The following is a 17,799-nucleotide window of genomic DNA, read 5'->3' as shown; positions in this document are numbered from 1 at the left end:
GTGGGGATGGGCCAGAGTTGCAATCGACAGGCGGCAGGCCGCCGCACGCCGGCGGCCACGGCTTCCCATGGCGCCCGCCCATCCTCCGTAGCCATACGGATAGCGAACAGACGAGGCGGCAAGGCATGATGCCTGGCGTGAAGCCCCTGACGAATATCCGCACCTTCCTGCTCTGGCTGCTCCTGTTCTGCCCCGTGGCGGCCTGGATCGGCTGGCAGGACTATGCCGAGCGTTACGAACGCTTCTTTCAGGACACCAGCATCGCGCAGCGCATGCTCAGCCAGAAGACCGTCCAGCACGAGGCGGTGCTGGCCACCCTGAGCGCGCTGGCGCACGCGCCCATGGCCGAACGCCTGCTGCCCAGCCTGCAGCCCGCCATGCCACAGCTGCTGGGCCTGGGCCACCTGCGCGACGGAGCCTGGGCAGGCAGCACCTCCCCTCCTGCGGACCTGAGCGGGACAATCGAGCGCGCCCACCGGCTGGGGCGCCCCGTCACGCTGCCGGTGGACGAGTCCCGCTACTGGCTGGTCGCCCCGTCGAGCTGGAGTCTGCTGCTGGACGCGCGGCTGTTCATCGCGCCCGCCGACTTTCCGCCTTCGCTGGCCATGCTGACGCTGGATGTGGGCTCGGGCCCGCTCGGACTGCTGGCCCGGCAACCCGCTGCGGGCTCGCCGCGCTGGCGCATCGACCTGCACAAACCCCTGGGAGCGCCCAGCCAGCCCTTTCCCCTGCACAGCTGGCGCGCGCTGACGTCCACCGACTGGCCCTGGGCGCAATGGGTGATCTGGGCGTTCGCCAGTTGCCTGCTGGCAGCCGCTGGCGCTGCCTGGCAGGGCGCGCGCGCCGAGGCGCGGCGGCAGCAGGAAGAGGTGCGCCTGGCCGCGATGACGCGGCTGAGCACCCTGGGGGAAATGGCGGCGGGCATCGCCCACGAACTGAACCAGCCGCTGACCGCGATTCTCGCGCAGGTGCGCGCCGCCGAACGCCTGCTGGACGACGAGACGGAACGCCCGGCGGTGCGCCAGGCCCTGCTCGCCAGTGCCGGCCAGGCGCGCCGCGCGGCCGACATCATCGAACGCATGCGCGCGCTGGTGAAACCCAGCTCGCCCGCGCCCCGCGCGGAAGTCGACCCCGACGCGCTGGCGGCCTCGCTGCTGTTCCTGCGCGAAGAGGAACTGGCGCGCCGCGGCATCCGCCTGAGCTGGCACAACGCGACCCCAGGCGCCCGCCCCCTGGGGGATCGGGTGGCGCTCGAGCAGATCCTGCACAATCTGGTGCAGAACGCCGCCGATGCCCTGGCCGATAGCGCGGGCGCTCGCAGCATCGCCCTGCGTGGCGGCGCCGCCGGCGCGGCGTACGAGTTCAGCGTCAGCGACAACGGCCCCGGGATTCCCGAAGAGGCCTTGCCACGCCTGTTCGAACCCTTCTACACCACCCGCCCGCAAGGCATGGGGCTGGGCCTGACCCTGTGCGAAACTTTGGCAGGGGCCATAGACGGGCGCATCGGCGCCCGCAACCTCGCGCCCTCGGGCGCCTGCTTCACGCTGCGCCTGCCCCGCGCCGGAGATGCCGCATGAGTCACTCCCCGCTGGTATACCTGGTCGACGACGACGATGCCGTGCGCGACGCCCTGGCGCTGCTGCTGCGCAGTGTCGGGCTGCGCAGCGAGAGCCACGGCGACCCCCAGGCCTTCCTGTCCGCGCTATCGCCGCAGTCGATCGGCTGCGTGGTCCTCGACATTCGCATGCCGGGCATCGGCGGGCTGGACGTGCTGGCACGGCTGGCGGAGATCTCCGACCTGCCGGTGGTGATGCTGACCGGTCACGCCAACGTCGACCTCTGTCGCCGCGCCTTCAAGGGCGGTGCCATGGAGTTCCTGCAGAAGCCGGTGGACGACGACGTCTTTCTCGAAGCCGTGCAGGCCGCCGTGCGCAGCCATGTCGCCGGGCGCGAGCGCCAGGCCCTGAGCCAGGCGGCCGCCGAGCGCCTGGCACGCCTTTCCGGGCGCGAGCGCGAAGTGCTGGTGCGCATAGTCCAGGGCATGAGCAACAAGGAGATCGCGCGCGAATTCGACCTGTCGCCGCGCACCGTGGAAACCTATCGGGCCCATGTCTTCGACAAGCTCGAGGCCGACTCGCTGGCCCAGCTCATCCGCCAGTACGCCAGCCTGCTGGACCCGTCCTCTCCGTAGCGCTACGGAGGCCAGGGCGTAGCCGACCGCATACCGCCGTCGCCCGGCGCCGAGCACACTGGCCGCTCCTCAACTCGCCGCACAGAAGGACATAGCCATGCCTCGTTACCCTCTCGCCGCACTGTTCTGCGCCCTGACTTTCACCGGCGCCGCCCAGGCCGCCGTGCTGCAGGAAAGCAACATCTCGACTGCCGACGCCCAGCGACTGGTGACTGCCACCGTCAGCGCCTGCCAGGCCAAGGGCTACAACGTGAGCGCCGCGGTGGTGGACCGCGCCGGCCTGCTGAAGGCATTCGCGCGCGCCGACAATGCCGGCCCCCACACCATCGAGTCCAGCCGCGCCAAGGCCTTCACCGCCGCGTCCACCAAGGTGGCGACCCTGACCATGATGGAAAACGCGCAGAAGAACCCGGGCGCCAGCAACCTGACCGATATCCCCGGCTTCCTCCTGCTCGGCGGTGGCGTTCCGCTCAAGGCCGGCGACAGCCTCATCGGCGCCATAGGCGTGGCCGGCGCCCCGGGTGGCCATCTGGACGCCCAGTGTGCCGATGAGGTCCTGGCGGCAAACGCCGCGCTGTTCGAGTAAGAGGCCGTCGCGCCAACCCGCCTCACGGGCCGCGTTGGCGCGACGCCGAGACAGCCGGAGCGGAACTCCGGCCGGGCGGCGGGATCAGGCCGGCTGGTGCAGGCGCACGTTGAACAGCGGGCCCTGGCTGTAGCGGGACAGGGACTTGGCGAGCGCCAGCACGCCGAGGTCGACCAGCGGCTCGAGCAGGATCACGCTCATGTAGGCCAGGCCGAAGCTGCCCACCGAGGCCAGGTTGTCGGCGCCGAAACCGTTGCCGTAGAAGGCCCAGAAGGCCACCCAGGCGACGATGCCGCCCTGGTAGGCGGTGGACAGGGCCAGCGCCTGCTTGTAGGAGGTGTCCACATAAGCGGTGCGCGCCGGGATGATGCGCCTGGCCAGCAGCTGGATGCCCCACAGCGGCAGCAGCAGGGTGGTGACGTTCATGCCGTACTGCGGCAGGTCGAACTGGGCGAAGAGCAGGCCCTGGAGCAGCAGGCCGGTGGCCAGACCGACGGCCGCGGCGCCGGCACCGAACAGCAGCAGCAGGGTCGAGCCGAGGATCAGGTGCACCTCGGAGACGCCCACCGGATGGTGCGGCAGGACCTCGAAGAAGCAGAACACCAGGGCCGTGGCGATCAGGCTGCGCAGGGCCAGGGCCAGCGCGCCGCCGTTGTCGCGCAGGCTGTCACGGGCCAGCTTGAGGCTCAGGCCAAAGGCGGCGCTGGCGGTGGCATAACTGAGCAAGAGCTTGGCGCCTTCGACGACGCCGGGTTCGATGTGCATATGGGTTCCTTTGCCGCGCCCACCGCGCGGCGATCTGGATGAGAGGGTCGGGCGCGGGGCCCCTGGGCGATGGCAGGTCTCCTGGCTCGCGGCTCGGCGCTCCGCCCGCCTTCCCGGCCTGGGGCCAGTGGCGTGTGGGCTTCGCTCGCCGCTTACAGTTGCGGGGGCAGCCAGGGCGTTGGCGACATGCGCCGCACCCTGTTCCCTTTTCATCCGCCCGCAGGCGGAACCATCGGCGGCCACCTTAGCGCTCCGGCCCGACAAAAGACAGCCCGTCCGCCGCGCGTTGACCCCGACCAGCCCCGGGCCTAGACTGCGCGGCCCCATTCCCGACCACACGCTCTACCGCCATGCTGTCGCTCGCCCACCTGCCCTGCTCCGCCCAGCCCGATCCCGAGCTGCTGGCGCGCACCCGGCCGGGCGACGCCAAGCTCAAGCGCCGGCGCAGCGTGCTGTTCGCCTTCACCTTCTCTCCTCCCCGCTGCCGCTGAGCCTTCCGCGGCCGCCTCGGCGCCGCTCCATCGCCTCGCGCGCCCGCCGCGCGGGGGCTCATCGCTATTGGCCGCGCCCGGGCCGCAAACGGGCGGGAGAGAGATATGCATCGCTGGTCATTGTTCGTCCTGATCTTCGCCGTGTCCGTGGTCGGCCTGAGCATGGGCGCCACCCTGCCGCTGGTGGCGCTGCGCCTGCACCAGACCGGCTTCGGCAGCCTGGTCATCGGCCTGATGTCCGCCCTGCCGGCGGCCGGCATGATGCTCGCCGCCCTGCTGGTGAACCGCCTGTGCCGTCAGTTCAGCGGCCGCTCGCTGTACCTGGGCTGTTTCGTCCTGTGCCTGCTCGGCCTGCTCGCCCTGCTGGCGGAGGCGCCGTCGCTGGTGCTGCTGGTCGCCGCGCGCCTGCTGCTGGGCCTGGGCATGGGCGTGCTGGTGATACTGGGCGAGAGCTGGGTCAACGAGCTGTGCAACGAAAGCAGGCGCGGTCAGGTGGTGGCGCTGTACGCGGCCTGCTTCACCGGCTGCCAGCTGGGCGGCCCGCTGCTGATCAGCCTGTTCGGCGCCGCCAGCGCCTGGCCGGTGCTGCTGGTGCTGCTGGCCAACCTGCTGGCCCTGGCGCTGGTCTGGCACAGCCTGCCGGCGCACGGGTCGGAGCCGGCCGAGCAGGCGCCACGGCGCTTCTCCCTGCTCGGCTTCGTCCGCGTGGCGCCGGCCCTGTGCCTGGGCGTGCTGTTCTTCGCCTTCTTCGATGCCGTGGTGCTGTCGCTGTTTCCGCTGTACGCCGGCGCCCACGGCTGGGCGCTGGGCGTGGCGGCGCTGATGGCCAGCGTGATCCTGGCCGGCGACATGCTGTTTCAGGTGCCGCTGGGCTGGCTGTCCGACCGCCTCGACCGGCGCGCCCTGCACCTGGCCTGCGGGGTGCTGACCCTGGCGCTGGGCCTGGCCCTGCCCTGGCTGATCGAACAGCGCACGCTGCTGTGGCCGGCGCTGGTGCTGCTCGGCGCGGCCGCCGGCGGCATCTATACCCTGGCCCTGGTGCTGATCGGCCAGCACTTCCGCGGCCCCGACCTGATCACCGCCAACGCCTGCGTCGGCCTGCTGTGGGGCGTCGGCAGCCTGCTCGGCCCGCTGCTCAGCGGCGCGCTGATGGCCAGCGGCCCGCAGGGCCTGCCGCTGGCGCTGTGCCTGGCCGCCAGCCTGTTCGTGGTGAGCGCCGCCGGCGCCCTGCGGCGCAGGGCCGCGCGCACGGCCTAGGTGGAGTGTGGCTCCCCTCTCCCCATGGGAGAGGGGCCGGAGGTGAGGGCCACGTCAGACGGCTCGGAGACGCTCCCTCACCCCAACCCTCTCCCGGAGGGAGAGGGGCTAGCACCTAGGATGGGTCGAGCCGCGCAGCGATTCCCATCGCCGTCGCATCGGGGGTTCGCCACATGGCGCCCCTGCCTAGGCGCTCAGGCGCACCGGGATGCGGCGCTGGCCGAAGGCGCCGGCGAAGGGGCGGAAGCGCCCGACCAGGCGCCGGCCGCAGGCCAAGCAGTGGCCGTCGTCGTCGAGCCGGTAGTGCAGGATGCGGTGCCAGTCGCGCACGATCAGCGCGGCGCCGCAGCCGGGGCAGAAGGTGGTGCCGCCCTCGGTGTCGTGCACGTTGCCGGTGTAGACGTGGCGCAGGCCCTGGGCCAGGCCGATGGCACGGGCGCGGCTGAGGGTCTCGGGCGGCGTCGGCGGCACGTCGAGCATCTTGAAGTCGGGATGGAAGGCGGTGAAGTGCAGCGGCACCTCCTCGCCCAGTTCGTCGCGCACCCAGCGGCACAGCGCCTCGATCTCGGCATTGCCGTCGTTGTAACCGGGGATCAGCAGGGTGGTGATCTCGGTCCACACCTGCGTCTCGTGGCACAGGTAGACCAGGGTATCCAGCACCGGCTGCAGGTGGGCGCCGCTTAAGCGGAAGTAGAACTCCTCGGTGAAGGCCTTGAGGTCGACGTTGGCCGCGTCCATCGCCGCGTAGAACTCGCGCCTGGGCTCGGCATGGATATAGCCGGCGGTCACCGCCACCGGGTGCAGGCCCAGCGCGCGGCAGGCCCGGGCGGTGTCGATGGCGTACTCGGCGAAGATCACCGGGTCGTTGTAGGTGAAGGCCACGCTGGCGCAGCCGGCCTCGACGGCGGCGCGGGCGATGCGCTCGGGGCTGGCCTGGTCCAGCAGGCTGTCCATCTCGCGCGACTTGCTGATGTCCCAGTTCTGGCAGAACTTGCAGGCCAGGTTGCAGCCGGCGGTGCCGAAGGACAGTACCGAGCTGCCGGGCAGGTAGTGGTTGAGCGGCTTCTTCTCGATCGGGTCGATGCAGAAGCCGGAGGAACGGCCGTAGGTGGTCAGCACCATCTGCTCGCCGTCGCACTGGCGCACGAAACAGGCGCCGCGCTGGCCGGCGCGCAGCTTGCAGTCGCGCGGACACAGGTCGCACTGGATGCGGCCGTCTTCCAGGCGGTGCCACCAGCGGCCGGGATAGTCAGTCATGGTAGGCCTCCCGCCACTTGCGCACGGCGTAGCGCGACAGGCGCAGCTCGGGGTGCCAGAAGTCGGCCGCCAGGCCGGCCTTGTGCCTGAGCTCGGCGAGGAACTCGGCAGGCTGCGGCAGATGCGCCCAGACCTGCGGCAGGAAGGTGACGCGCTGCCCGGCGAACTCCAGCACCAGGCCGTCGTGCCCCGGGCGCAGCAGCGCCAGGGCCTCGGCCTCGTCGGCGCAGGGCAGCGCCTCCTGGGGCCCCAGCAGCGACACCTCGATGCGCGTGGCGGCCAGCTCCTCGGCCTGCAGCGGAGCGAAGCGCGGGTCGCGGCAGGCCGCACCGACCGCGTTGTCGCGCACGTCCTCGCGCAGGCTGCGATGGGCCTCCAGGCTGCCGATGCAGCCGCGCAGGCGACCGCCCCGGGTAAGGGTGACGAAGCAGGCGCCGGGACGCTCCAGCCAGTCCGCCCCCGACAGCGCGCGGCCGACGCCACCCAGCTCGCGCTCGATGGCGTCGCGCGCCTCGGCCAGCAGCGCCGGGCCGTGCTCCTCGACCCGCGCGCCGGGCTCGTAGAAGGCCACGGCGGCATAGCCGACCACCCGCGCCTTGTCGCCGGCGGTGTCGCCGGAATTGCGCAGGTCGAGCAGCTCGCCGCGCAGGCCATGGCGCTCGGCCAGGGCCAGCAGGCCGTTGAGCGGCGTGGCGCCGCAGGCCTGCTGGTGATCGAGCGGGCCGCGCGCCGCGAGGATCTGCCGCAGGCTGGCGCGGTCGAGGCTGCAGGCCTGCTCGTAGGGCAGGTAGTGGGACAGGTCGGAGCTGATCAGGATCAGCGTCTCGGCGCCGCCCCACAGGCGCTCCAGCACCTCGGCCACCTCCGCGGGGCTGGCCTCGCCCACCGCCAGCGGCAGCAGGCGGAACTCGCCCAGCACGGCCTGCAGGAAGGGCAGCTGCACCTCCAGGGAATGCTCCAGGGCGTGCGCCGCCTCGCTGGTGCGCACCTGCGGCAGGTAGGCGATGAGGGCGCGCGCCTCTTCATCCAGCTCGACCTCGCCGAGCGGCGTGGCGAAGCGCTCGGCCGCCGGCAGCGCCAGGCCGCGCAGCGCCACCCGATGCGCCGGGCCGAGCAGCACCACCCGGCGTATGCGCCCGGCCAGCGGGCGCAGGCCGGCATAGGCGCTGGCCGCCACCGGGCCGGAGTAGAGGTAGCCGGCATGCGGCACCAGCAGCACCTTGGGCGCGGGTCGCTCGGCGAGCGGCTCGGCCGCCGCCAGCAGGCGCCGCAGCTCGGCGGAGAGTTGGGCAGGATCGGCCGGGTAGAAAAGCCCGGCCACCGCGGCGGGACGAACGCTGTGCATGGGCATCACCTCATGAACAGGTTAAGGCGCCACGCCGCCCAGGGGGCGCCAGGCGACGAATGCATAGGCGCCCTCTCCGGGGAGAAGGAGCATCGATGCGTAGGCTGGGTTAGCCACAGGCGTGACCCAGCGCCTGAGTCGATGGGCAGCGCTACGCGCCACCCATCCTACGAGCCCCCGTCCCTCTCCCGGGGGAGAGGGGAAATCAGGCCAGGTGGGGCGTCGCGCGGGCCACCAGCGCCTCGGCATCGATGCCACGCGGCAGGGTGCCGTAGACCCGGCCACGGCCGTCCAGGCGGCTGGCGATAAAGGCGTCGCTGACGGTGGCGTTGCCGGCCTCCAGCAGCAGCTTGGCCTGCAGCGCCACGGCGGTGTCCTCGGTGAGCTGGCGGGCGCGGTACTGGATGTCGGCGGTATCACTGAAGCCGGCCTTGAGCCGCTCGATATGCGCCTTCAGGCGCGCGTCGCCATGGCCGTCGCCCAGCTCATTGAACAGCGCGTCGAGCACGCCCGGCTCCTTGGACAGGGCGCGCAGCACGTCCAGGCACTGCACGTTGCCCGAGCCTTCCCAGATCGAGTTGACCGGCGCCTCGCGGTACAGCCGCGGCAGTATGGTTTCCTCGACGTAGCCGGCGCCGCCCATGCACTCGCTGGCCTCGTAGATCATTTCCGGCGCGCGCTTGCAGATCCAGTACTTGCCGATGGCGGTGACCAGGCGGGCGAACTTGTCCTCCCGCTCGTCGTGCAGATGATCCAGCGCGCGGCCCATGCGCATGGAGAGCGCCAGCGCCGCCTCGCTCTCCAGGGCCAGGTCGGCCAGCACGTTCTGCATCAGCGGCTGGTCGGCCAGCAGCCTGCCGCCGACCTGGCGGTGCGCGCAGTGGTGCGCGGCCTGGGTCAGGGCCTGGCGCATCAGGCTGCTGGAGCCGACCATGCAGTCGAAGCGGGTCATGGCCACCATCTCGATGATGGTCGGCACGCCGCGGCCCTCCTCGCCGATCATCCAGGCCAGGGCGCCGCGGTACTCCACCTCGCTGGAGGCGTTGGCCCAGTTGCCCAGCTTGTTCTTCAGGCGCTGGATGTAGAACTGGTTGCGCGTGCCGTCCGGGCGGTGGCGCGGCAGCAGGAAGCAGGACAGCCCCCTGTCGGTCTGGGCCAGGGTGAGGAAGGCGTCGCACATCGGCGCCGAGCAGAACCACTTGTGCCCGACCAGCTCGTAGGCCTGGCCCGGGCCGCCGACGCCGACCGGGTAGGCGCGGGTGGTGTTGGCGCGCACGTCGGTGCCGCCCTGCTTCTCGGTCATGGCCATGCCGATGGTGGCGCCGGTTTTCTGCGCGAGCGGCAGGTTGCGCGGGTCGTACTCGGTCGAGAGGATCTTCGGCAGCCAGACCTCGGCCACGTCGGGCTGCAGGCGCAGCGCCGGCACGGCGGCGAAGGTCATGGTCAGGGGGCAGCCGCTGGCCGCCTCGGCCTGGCTGTGCAGGTAGGTCAGGCCGGCGCGGGCGACCTGCGCGCCGGCGCGCGGGTCGCGCCAGGGCAGCGAAGGCAGGCCGTGCTCGATGGCCGTGCGCATTAGCTCGTGGTAGGCCGGGTGGAACTCCACCAGGTCGATGCGATTGCCGTAGCGGTCGTGGCTCTTGAACACCGGCTTGTGCTCGTTGGCAAGGAAGCCGGCCTGCATCAGCGCGCCGCCGGCCAGGGCGCCGTAGGCGTCGAGCCGGTTCTCGGCCCAGCCGCCGTCGTAGCGGCGCAGCCACTCCTGCAGCGGCAGGTCGAGGCGATAGAGGTTGGCGCCGTCCAGGCTCGGCACCTGGTTGAACACTTCGTGGGTTTCCGCGTACTGCTGCAGGGACATCTCAGGACTCCGGTGCGCCGACGGCGCGCAGGCAGAAGGTGATCAGGGCTTGGCTGACGTCGGCCAGCTCGGGCGCCGCCAGGCCGGCATCGCGCGCCGCGCGGGCCGGTGGCGAGAGCGGGCCGACCAGGGCCTCGGCGATGGCGCCGACCAGGCAGGCGGCCACCAGGTTGACCTGGGCGACGCGGAACTCGCCGCTGCGCCGGCCCTCGTCGAGCAGGTCGACGAACAGCTCGGCATAGGCCTCGCGGTACAGCAGGCGCTGCTCGTCCACCTCGGGGTCGACCGGCTCGGCGATCAGGGCGAAGGCCAGGCGGCGGCTGTGCCAGGCGCGCGCGGCGAACTGGCCGAGACCGGCGGCCAGGCGCCGGGTGGCGCTGCCGGGGCCGCGCAGCACCTCGGCCAAGGCCTCCACCTCGACGCGGCTGGCATTGCTGAAGACTTCGGCGGCCAGCTCGCCCTTGCCGCCGAAATGGCGGTACAGGCTGCCGGTGGCGATGCCGACGTCCTCGGCCAGGGCCTGCATGGTCAGGCTGGCGAAACCGCCCTCGACGACCCGCGCATGGGCGCACTGGAGAATGCGCTCGCGCAGCTCCTGGGCACGGTCGAGACGGGCGGCGGTGGTGCGATAGGTCATGCAATGAATCCGGATTCAGTGAATACCGACAGTGAATCACGATTCATTTCTTATGGACAACGGCATTTGCGCCAAAAATGGCGGCTTTAGCGGATCGCATAGGGGCAGCCCTGAGGCGGAAAAGCCGGGGCGCTTGCCACCCCGGGCGAGCGCCACAAGCCGCTGCTAGGAGGTCGTTTCGGTGGTGGCCGGCTGGCACAGCACCCAGTCGTGCAGCAGGGTCTGCAGCTCGAGGAACTTCACCGGCTTGGCCAGGTAGTCGCTCATGCCGGCGGCCAGGCAGCGCTCGCGGTCGCCGCTGTGGCCGTGGGCGGTGATCGCCAGCACCGGCAGCTCGGCGCAGCCCGGCAGGTGGCGCAGCGCCCGGCAGGTGGCGAAGCCGTCCATCACCGGCATCTGGCAGTCCAGCAGCACGGCGTCTATCGGCTCGCTGCGCAGCATCTCCAGGGCCTCCGCGCCGTTGTCGGCGGTGCGCACCCGATAGCCCAGCTTGAGCAGCATGCCGCGCGTCACCAGCTGGTTGATCGCGTTGTCCTCGACGATCAGCACGGTGCACTGCTCCGGGTGGCGCGTCGGCACGCCACCGAGGCGGCGCATGGGCAGCTGGACATCGCGCGCCTGGGCCGGCAGATCGAGGGTCAGGTCGATGCCGAAGACACTGCCCCGGCCGGGCTGCGACTGGTGCTGCAGGCGCCCGCCGAGCAGCTCGACCAGTTGCCGGCAGAGTGCCAGGCCGATGCCCAGGCCGCCGTACTGACGGGTCATGGAGCCATCCAGCTGGCGGAAGCGCTGGTACAGCTTGCCGCCTTCCGGTGTGACGAAGCCGATGCCGGTGTCCAGCACCTCGATGCGCAGCGGCATGTCGCCGGCCAGCGGCCCGGCGGCCTGCACCCGGAGGGTGACCTGGCCCTGGTGGGTGAATTTGATGGCGTTGTCCAGCAGGTAGCCCAGGGCCTGGCCCAGCTTGGCGGCGTCGCCTTCCAGGGTGTCCGGCAGGCTGTCCTCCAGTTCCACGACGAAATCCAGGCCCTTGTCGTGGGCCCGCGCGCCGTACTGGGCGCGCAGGCCGTCGATCATCCCGCGCAGGCTGAAAGGCTCGCGCCGCGGGTAGAGCTTGCCGGCCTGCAGCTCGGTGAGGGCGAGGATGTCGCCGACCATGCGCATCATGTCGCGGGCCGAGGTGGCGGCGGTCTTCTGGTACTGCTCCAGCTCGACGTCCATCTTCAGCGTCTGCATCAGCTCCAGCGAGCCGATCACCCCGTTCATCGGCGTGCGCAGTTCGTGGGTGACGGTGGCGAGGAATTCGTCCTTGAGGCGGTTGCTCTCGGCCAGCTCACGGTTGAGCACTTCCAGCTCGGCGCCGGCCTGCTGCAGGATGCGCGCGCGCTCCTCCTTCATGGCGTTGATCCGGTCGGCCAGGGCCAGCGACAGCAGGCCCACCTCCAGCGCCGAGCCGAACTGGCTGGCGTACATGGTGAAGAAGCTGTAGGGCAGGTAACCCAGCACCATCAGGGTGTTGATCGCCCCGCCCAGCAGGAAGGCGGTCCAGGCGAAGATGAAGTAGCGCGCCACGCGCATGCCGCGCAGCCAGGCCAGCACGCCGGCGCTGAAGATCACCACGGTGAAGGCCAGCGCCAGGTAAGTGGCCAGGCGCAGGGCGGTGGCGTAGCTGGTGACCAGCGCCAGCACCATCACCAGGGCGCCGATGGCCATCAGCAGCAACAGGCTGCGGTCGACCCAGGGGCTGTGCTCGCCGGTGTGCAGGAAGCTGCGGGCGAACTGGCAGCCGAACAGCGCCGCCGAGCCGATCAGGAAGGGCGTGGAGGCATTGGCCCACCAGGGGTTGTCCGGCCAGAAGAACTGGATGCCGGCGCCGTTGACCGAGACCTGATAGAGGCCGAAGGAGGCGATGTAGAGGATGTAGTAGAGGTAGCTGGTGTCGCGGACGCTGAGAAAGATGAACAGGTTGTAGATCAGCATCACCAGCAGCACGCCGTAGATGATGCCGAGCACATAGATGCGCGAGGGCTGCGCCTCGATGAAGGCCTCCGGCGACCACAGGCCGAGCGGCATCTGCATCGAGCCCTGGCTCTGCGCGCGCAGGTACACGCGCTGCGGCTGCCCGGGCTGCAGCTCGAGATTGAACAGGTAGTTGTTCTGCGCGATCTGCCGGCTGGAGAAGGGCAAGGCATCGCCGGTACGCCCGGCCAGGCGATAGCCGCCGGCACCGTCCGGCAGGTACAGGTCCAAGTGGTCGAGCGGCGGGTAGGCCAGCTCCAGTAGCCAGCTCTTCGGGCCGTCGGACTCGAGCGGTCGGTACAGCAGGTCGATGCGCAGCCAGAACACCGAGCGCGAATAGCCGGCGTTCAGCACCGGCTTGCCATTGGTGCGGAAACTGGCATCCAGTGCCGCCGAGCTGACCTGGTCGATGGTCGCGTCGCCGCGCACGTCCTCGAACACCTGCATGTGTTGGCCGAGCGGCAGATAGCGGGCCTGCTCGTCGAACTCGACGGCATGCGCCAGCAGAGGTATCAGGCAAAGCAGCCCGAGCAGTAAACAGCGCATGCGGCTCCATCAGAGCCTGTGAACAACCCGCGGCCACCCGGCCACAGGCGCCCTTGCAGGCAATATTTGATTGATCGGCCAAACTCTAGCAGTCTGGCCCCGCCAGAGGAAAGTCTCCCAGAGAGCGGCTTAAGGGTACGCATCCGAGGAATGGCCCCATGAAGTTGCTGGCGTTGCTTTACCTGCTTGCCATGGCACCACTGCACGCGCTTGCCGAGCAGAGACTGTACCTGAGCACCCTGGAGTGGCCTCCCTACACGAGCCAGGCCCTGCCAGACGGCGGCTATGCCACGGCGGTCGTCAGCGCCGCGTTCGCCGCCGTCGATATCGACGTGGAAGTGCGTTACTACCCCTGGGCCAGGGCCCTGAGCCTGGTCCGCCAGGGCAAGGTCGATGGCCTGTTCCCCGAGTATTACGACCCCGAACAACGGCCCAACCTGCTTTTTTCGGAAGCCTTCCCCGGCGGCCCCGCCGGGCTGGTCAAGCTGCGCGAGCGCGATCTGCCGCTGCGTTACGGCGATCACGGACCGACCGGCTTCCCCGAACTGCACGGGCTGAAGATCGGCCTGGTCAGAGGCTATCTCAACCACCCCTTGCTGGACTCGGACCCGAGCCTGCAGCGGGACTTCGCCCGCGACGACCAGCAGAACCTGAGCAAACTCCTGGCCGGCCGCGTGGACCTGATTTTCATCGACCATCTGGTGGCCCAGTCGCTGTTGCGCGAGCACTTCCCGCAGCGACAGGCGGACATCGAGCTGATCCAGCCGCCCCTGCTGCAGCCGACACTGCACCTGGTGGTGCCGAAGCGACGGGTGGATGCGGCCTACACGCTGAAAGCATTCAACCGTGGCCTGCAGATCATTCGCGACAACGGCGAGCTGCAACGCCTGGTCGAGCGCCACGGCCTGTAGCGGGCGTTTGGTGGTAAGCTCGGCGGCCATGAACAGACACAACTCCCGTCCCGTCGTCCTCTGCCTGTCCGGCCATGACCCCTGCGGTGGCGCCGGCCTGCAGGCGGATATCGAGGCCCTGCTCGCCCAGGGCTGCCACGCCGCCCCGACGGTCACCGCGCTGACCGTGCAGGACACCGTCAACGTCTCCGACTTCCGCGTGCTCGACCGCGCCTGGGTGCTGGCCCAGGCGCGCGCGGTCATCGCCGACCTGCCGGTGGCGGCGGTCAAGCTGGGCATGCTCGGCTCGGTGGAGATGGTCGATACCGTAGTCGAGATCATGCAGGCGTTGCCCGGCGTGCCGCTGGTCTGCGACCCGGTGCTGCGCGCCGGCGGCGGCGGCGCGCTGGGCAAGGACGACGTCGGCTATGCCATGCGCGAGCGTCTGCTGCCGATCGCCGCCGTGGCCACGCCGAACCTGCCGGAGGCACGCATCCTCGCCGAGCTGCCCGAGGGCACGGCGGACGAGTGCGCGGCGAAACTGGCGCCACACTGCCAGCACCTGCTGATCACCGGCGGCCACGGCGACGAGCGCGAAGTGCACAACCGCCTCTATGTGCGCGGTGGCACGCGCCACGACTTCACCTGCGCGCGCCTGCCGGGCAGCTATCACGGCTCCGGCTGCACCCTGGCCAGCACCCTGGCCGGCCGCCTGGCCCTGGGCGAGGAAGTGGTCAGCGCCGTGCGCTCGGCCCTGGATTACACCTGGCGCACCCTGCGCGACGCCGAGCAGCCCGGCCACGGCCAGTTCGTGCCGCGCCGCCTGCCGCTGGATTTCTCGCTCTAAGAAGAGGCATTCGTGAAAGACAAACTGCGTGGCCTCTATGCCATCACCGACAGCCAGCTGCTGGAAGGCGGCAGGCTGCTGCCCTATGTGGAAGCGGCTCTCAAGGGCGGCGCCCGCCTGCTGCAATACCGTGACAAGTCCGGCGATGCCGCGCGGCGCCTGCGCGAGGCCTCGCAGCTGGCCGAGCTGTGCGCCCGCCACGGCGCCGAGCTGATCATCAACGACGACGCCGAGCTGGCCGCCAAGCTCGGCGTCGGCCTGCACCTGGGCCAGGGCGACGGCTCGCTGGCCGCCGCCCGCGCCCTGCTCGGGCGCCAGGCGATCATCGGCGCCACCTGCCACGCCGAGCTGCAGCTGGCCGCCGAGGCCAACCGCGAAGGCGCCAGCTACCTGGCCTTCGGCCGCTTCTTCAACTCGCAGACCAAGCCCGGCGCGCCGGCCGCGCGCCCCGAACTGCTGGGCCAGGCGCGCGCCCATTTCCAGCTGCCGCTGGTGGCCATCGGCGGCATCGACCTGCATAACGCCGGCCAGCTGATCCGCGCCGGCGCCGACCTGCTGGCGGTGATCCACGCCCTGTTTTCCGCGCCGACCGCCGCCGAGGTGGAACGCCGCGCACGCGCCTTCAGCGTGCTCTTCCCGTCCTCCTGATTTAAGAGAAGTCCTGCCATGTCCCGTTCGGAAATCCTCTTCGCCAGCGCCCAGAAGCACATCCCCGGCGGCGTCAACTCGCCGGTGCGCGCCTTCCGCGGCGTCGGCGGTACCCCGCTGTTCTTCAAGCACGCCGAAGGCGCCTATGTGGTGGACGAGGACGACAAGCGCTACGTCGACTACGTCGGCTCCTGGGGCCCGATGATCCTCGGCCATGCCCATCCGGACGTGCTCGACGCGGTGCGCCGCCAGCTGGAGCACGGCCTGTCCTATGGCGCGCCGACCGCGCTGGAGACCGAGATGGCCGAACTGGTGTGCGGCCTGGTGCCGTCGATGGACATGGTGCGCATGGTCAGCTCCGGCACCGAGGCGACCATGAGCGCCATCCGCCTGGCCCGCGGCTACACCGGGCGCGACGCCATCATCAAGTTCGAGGGCTGCTACCACGGCCACTCCGACAGCCTGCTGGTCAAGGCCGGCTCCGGCCTGCTGACCCAGGGCGTGCCCAGCTCGGCCGGCGTGCCGGCGGACTTCGCCAAGCACACCCTGACCCTGCCGTTCAACGACCTGGCCGCCGTGGAGAAGTGCCTGGCCGAAGTCGGCAACAGCGTCGCCTGCATCATCGTCGAGCCGGTCGCCGGCAACATGAACTGCGTGCCGCCGGCCCCGGGCTTCCTCGAAGGCCTGCGCGCGCAGTGCGACAAGCACGGCGTGGTGCTGATCTTCGACGAGGTGATGACCGGCTTCCGCGTCGCCCTCGGCGGCGCCCAGGCCCACTACGGCGTGACCCCGGACCTGTCGACCTTCGGCAAGATAGTCGGCGGCGGCATGCCGGTCGGCTGCTTCGGCGGCAAGCGCGCGATCATGCAGTGCATCGCCCCGCTCGGCCCGGTTTACCAGGCCGGCACCCTGTCGGGCAACCCGCTGGCCATGGCCGCCGGCCTGACCACCCTCAAGCTGATCAGCCGCCCGGGCTTCCACGCCGAACTGGCCGACTACACCGGCCGCATGCTGGCCGGCCTGCAGGAACGCGCCGATGCCGCCGGCATCCCCTTCGTCACCACTCAGGCCGGCGCCATGTTCGGCCTGTATTTCAGCGGCGCGGACGACATCGTCACCTTCGCCGACGTGATGGCCAGCGACGCGGCACGCTTCAACCAGTTCTTCCACCTGATGCTGGAGGGCGGCGTGTACCTGGCACCGAGCGCCTTCGAGGCCGGCTTCACCTCCATCGCCCATGGCGAGAAGGAGCTGCAGATCACCCTCGCCGCCGCCGAGCGCGCCTTCGCCAAACTCAAGTGATGCGCCCGGACTGCCGGCCGCGCAGGCGGCCGGCAGGAAATCCCGGTAAAGACTTTGTAAGGACGCCCCGGCTTATCACATAATGTGACGGCCGGCGCCTTTCGCCGGCAGGGCATGAAGCCCGACCGTTTCGCGAGGCGTTCCGATTTCCATGAAATGCACCGGCCGCACCCTGCTTCTGGGCTGCCTGCTGTCCGTTTCGCCCCTGCTGGCCAGCGCGGGCGACAACTCCCTGCTGGTGCCGGCCACCGCCCGCTGCGCGCTGAACGCACCGCCCGACTACCTCGCCCAGGCCGTCGAGGCCTGCCGGCAACTGGCCCAGCAGGGCGATGCCCAGGCCCAGTACGAGCTCGGCGAATTCTTCTACGACGGCCAGCGCGCCCCGCGCGACCTGCCCCAGGCGCTGCGCTGGTTCGAACAGTCCTCGCTGCAGGGCAACGCCCAGGCCCAGCTGCGCCTGGGCACCATGTTCTACCGGGGCGAGGGGGTGCCGGCCAACAACGTGCAGGCCTACATAGTGCTGAAGATGGCGGCGGTGAACGGTTCGGACGAGGCCATGGACAGCGCCGACCAGGTCGCCGAGCGCATGGACCGCGAGGAGCTGCAGGTGGCCAGCCAGGTACTCGGGCAGATCTTCCGCAGCTATCTACTGGAACTGCAGCAGATCGACAGCGGCCCCTCGGGCTTCAGCCCCGCCCCCAGCACGCCGGGCTCCGCCTTCGGCAGCCCGCAGGCGCCGGCCTTCGCCCCCAACTAGAGATCACTTCTCCGGCATCGGCATGGGAAACGGCATCACATTGCCGCCGCCCTTGGCCTCGCTGATCTTCGGCGTGCCCAGGCGCTCCACCTCGTCGATGCGGATGATCGCGTGCATCGGCACGAAGCTGCGCACCACGCCCTCGAACTGCGCCTTGAGTTTCTCCTCGCTGGGGTCGACCACCACCTGGGTGCGCTCGCCGAAGACGAACTCTTCCACCTCCAGGAAGCCCCACAGATCGCTCTGGTAGATCTGCTTGGCGTACATCTCGTACACCTGGCCCTGGTTCTGGAAGATCACCTTGTAGATGGGTTCGCGCTTGCTCATGGGAGGGAGAATAGAGGACTGCAGGAAAGAGGGCGCGAATCTTAGCAGCCGGCGGACAGGCAACGCTAGGAAGCCAGAC

The 17,799-nt window shown here is 70.4% G+C and carries 17 protein-coding genes and 1 riboswitch; of the genes, 10 read left to right on the top strand and 7 right to left on the bottom strand.

The features are described 5' to 3' along the window. Positions 1-128: 128 nt before the first annotated feature. From AAFN46_RS01100 to AAFN46_RS01090, 3 genes are all read left to right on the top strand, one after another. Positions 129-1,577, top strand: coding sequence for an ATP-binding protein (locus AAFN46_RS01100; RefSeq protein WP_347807000.1), 1,449 nt, complete (start codon positions 129-131; stop codon positions 1,575-1,577). Continuing rightward, positions 1,574-2,191: a response regulator gene (locus tag AAFN46_RS01095; protein WP_347806839.1), complete on the top strand. Its 618-nt coding sequence runs from the start codon at positions 1,574-1,576 to the stop codon at positions 2,189-2,191. The genes AAFN46_RS01100 and AAFN46_RS01095 overlap by 4 nt, the downstream gene beginning before the upstream one ends. A gap of 97 nt (positions 2,192-2,288) precedes the next feature. Continuing rightward, on the top strand, positions 2,289-2,777 hold the full coding sequence (locus AAFN46_RS01090) for a heme-binding protein (RefSeq protein WP_347806838.1): 489 nt from the start codon (positions 2,289-2,291) through the stop codon (positions 2,775-2,777). Between the two features lie 84 nt (positions 2,778-2,861). On the opposite strand, the gene AAFN46_RS01085 is transcribed toward AAFN46_RS01090, so the two are convergent. Beyond that, entirely contained in the window at positions 2,862-3,542 is a 681-nt protein-coding gene (locus tag AAFN46_RS01085) for an energy-coupling factor ABC transporter permease (RefSeq protein ID WP_347806837.1), read from the bottom strand. 53 nt (positions 3,543-3,595) lie between these two features. Continuing rightward, positions 3,596-3,791, bottom strand: a riboswitch (cobalamin riboswitch). A gap of 101 nt (positions 3,792-3,892) precedes the next feature. On the opposite strand from AAFN46_RS01085, the gene AAFN46_RS01080 reads away from it, so the two are divergent. Together AAFN46_RS01080 and AAFN46_RS01075 are read left to right on the top strand one after the other, a co-directional pair. Continuing rightward, a complete protein-coding gene (locus AAFN46_RS01080) occupies positions 3,893-4,033 on the top strand; it encodes a hypothetical protein (RefSeq protein ID WP_347806836.1) in 141 nt (46 codons plus the stop codon). A 105-nt stretch (positions 4,034-4,138) separates the two neighbouring features. Continuing rightward, on the top strand, positions 4,139-5,290 hold the full coding sequence (locus tag AAFN46_RS01075; RefSeq protein ID WP_347806835.1) for an MFS transporter: 1,152 nt from the start codon (positions 4,139-4,141) through the stop codon (positions 5,288-5,290). A 186-nt stretch (positions 5,291-5,476) separates the two neighbouring features. Here the strand turns inward: AAFN46_RS01075 and amrS are convergent, their stop codons facing one another. The 5 genes from amrS to AAFN46_RS01050 form a co-directional block, all read right to left on the bottom strand. Continuing rightward, a complete protein-coding gene (gene amrS, locus AAFN46_RS01070; protein ID WP_347806834.1) occupies positions 5,477-6,547 on the bottom strand; it encodes an AmmeMemoRadiSam system radical SAM enzyme in 1,071 nt (356 codons plus the stop codon). Then, positions 6,540-7,892, bottom strand: a complete 1,353-nt coding sequence (gene amrB / locus AAFN46_RS01065) for an AmmeMemoRadiSam system protein B (RefSeq protein ID WP_347806833.1) — start codon at positions 7,890-7,892, stop codon at positions 6,540-6,542. The genes amrS and amrB overlap by 8 nt, the downstream gene beginning before the upstream one ends. A 205-nt stretch (positions 7,893-8,097) precedes the next feature. Next, positions 8,098-9,747, bottom strand: coding sequence for an acyl-CoA dehydrogenase family protein (locus AAFN46_RS01060; protein ID WP_347806832.1), 1,650 nt, complete (start codon positions 9,745-9,747; stop codon positions 8,098-8,100). A 1-nt stretch (position 9,748) separates the two neighbouring features. Further along, a complete protein-coding gene (locus AAFN46_RS01055) occupies positions 9,749-10,384 on the bottom strand; it encodes a TetR family transcriptional regulator (RefSeq protein WP_347806831.1) in 636 nt (211 codons plus the stop codon). A 165-nt stretch (positions 10,385-10,549) separates the two neighbouring features. Continuing rightward, a complete protein-coding gene (locus AAFN46_RS01050; RefSeq protein ID WP_347806830.1) occupies positions 10,550-12,949 on the bottom strand; it encodes a 7TM diverse intracellular signaling domain-containing protein in 2,400 nt (799 codons plus the stop codon). Positions 12,950-13,107: 158 nt separating this feature from the next. Here AAFN46_RS01050 and AAFN46_RS01045 point away from each other — a divergent pair, with 158 nt between their 5' ends. From AAFN46_RS01045 to AAFN46_RS01025, 5 genes are all read left to right on the top strand, one after another. Continuing rightward, the gene (locus AAFN46_RS01045) at positions 13,108-13,860 is read left to right on the top strand and encodes a transporter substrate-binding domain-containing protein (RefSeq protein WP_347806829.1); all 753 of its coding nucleotides are present in this window, start codon (positions 13,108-13,110) and stop codon (positions 13,858-13,860) included. A gap of 28 nt (positions 13,861-13,888) precedes the next feature. Beyond that, positions 13,889-14,686 (top strand): bifunctional hydroxymethylpyrimidine kinase/phosphomethylpyrimidine kinase, encoded by a 798-nt coding sequence (locus AAFN46_RS01040; RefSeq protein WP_347806828.1) that lies wholly within the window; start codon positions 13,889-13,891, stop codon positions 14,684-14,686. A gap of 12 nt (positions 14,687-14,698) precedes the next feature. Further along, complete coding sequence (gene thiE / locus AAFN46_RS01035) at positions 14,699-15,334, top strand: thiamine phosphate synthase (protein ID WP_347806827.1); 636 nt, start codon at positions 14,699-14,701, stop codon at positions 15,332-15,334. A gap of 18 nt (positions 15,335-15,352) precedes the next feature. Next, complete coding sequence (gene hemL / locus AAFN46_RS01030) at positions 15,353-16,636, top strand: glutamate-1-semialdehyde 2,1-aminomutase (RefSeq protein WP_347806826.1); 1,284 nt, start codon at positions 15,353-15,355, stop codon at positions 16,634-16,636. A gap of 151 nt (positions 16,637-16,787) precedes the next feature. Continuing rightward, complete coding sequence (locus tag AAFN46_RS01025) at positions 16,788-17,393, top strand: tetratricopeptide repeat protein (RefSeq protein ID WP_347806825.1); 606 nt, start codon at positions 16,788-16,790, stop codon at positions 17,391-17,393. A 3-nt stretch (positions 17,394-17,396) separates the two neighbouring features. On the opposite strand, the gene AAFN46_RS01020 is transcribed toward AAFN46_RS01025, so the two are convergent. Beyond that, complete coding sequence (locus AAFN46_RS01020) at positions 17,397-17,720, bottom strand: DUF1820 family protein (protein ID WP_068830405.1); 324 nt, start codon at positions 17,718-17,720, stop codon at positions 17,397-17,399. Positions 17,721-17,799 lie beyond the last annotated feature (79 nt).

Origin of the sequence: Pseudomonas sp. CAU 1711, from assembly GCF_039888625.1 — a bacterium.
In the GTDB taxonomy this organism is placed as follows: Bacteria; Pseudomonadota; Gammaproteobacteria; order Pseudomonadales; family Pseudomonadaceae; genus Aquipseudomonas.
Note: the sequence above shows the minus strand (reverse complement) of the source record. Positions and strands in the feature narration are given on the sequence as shown.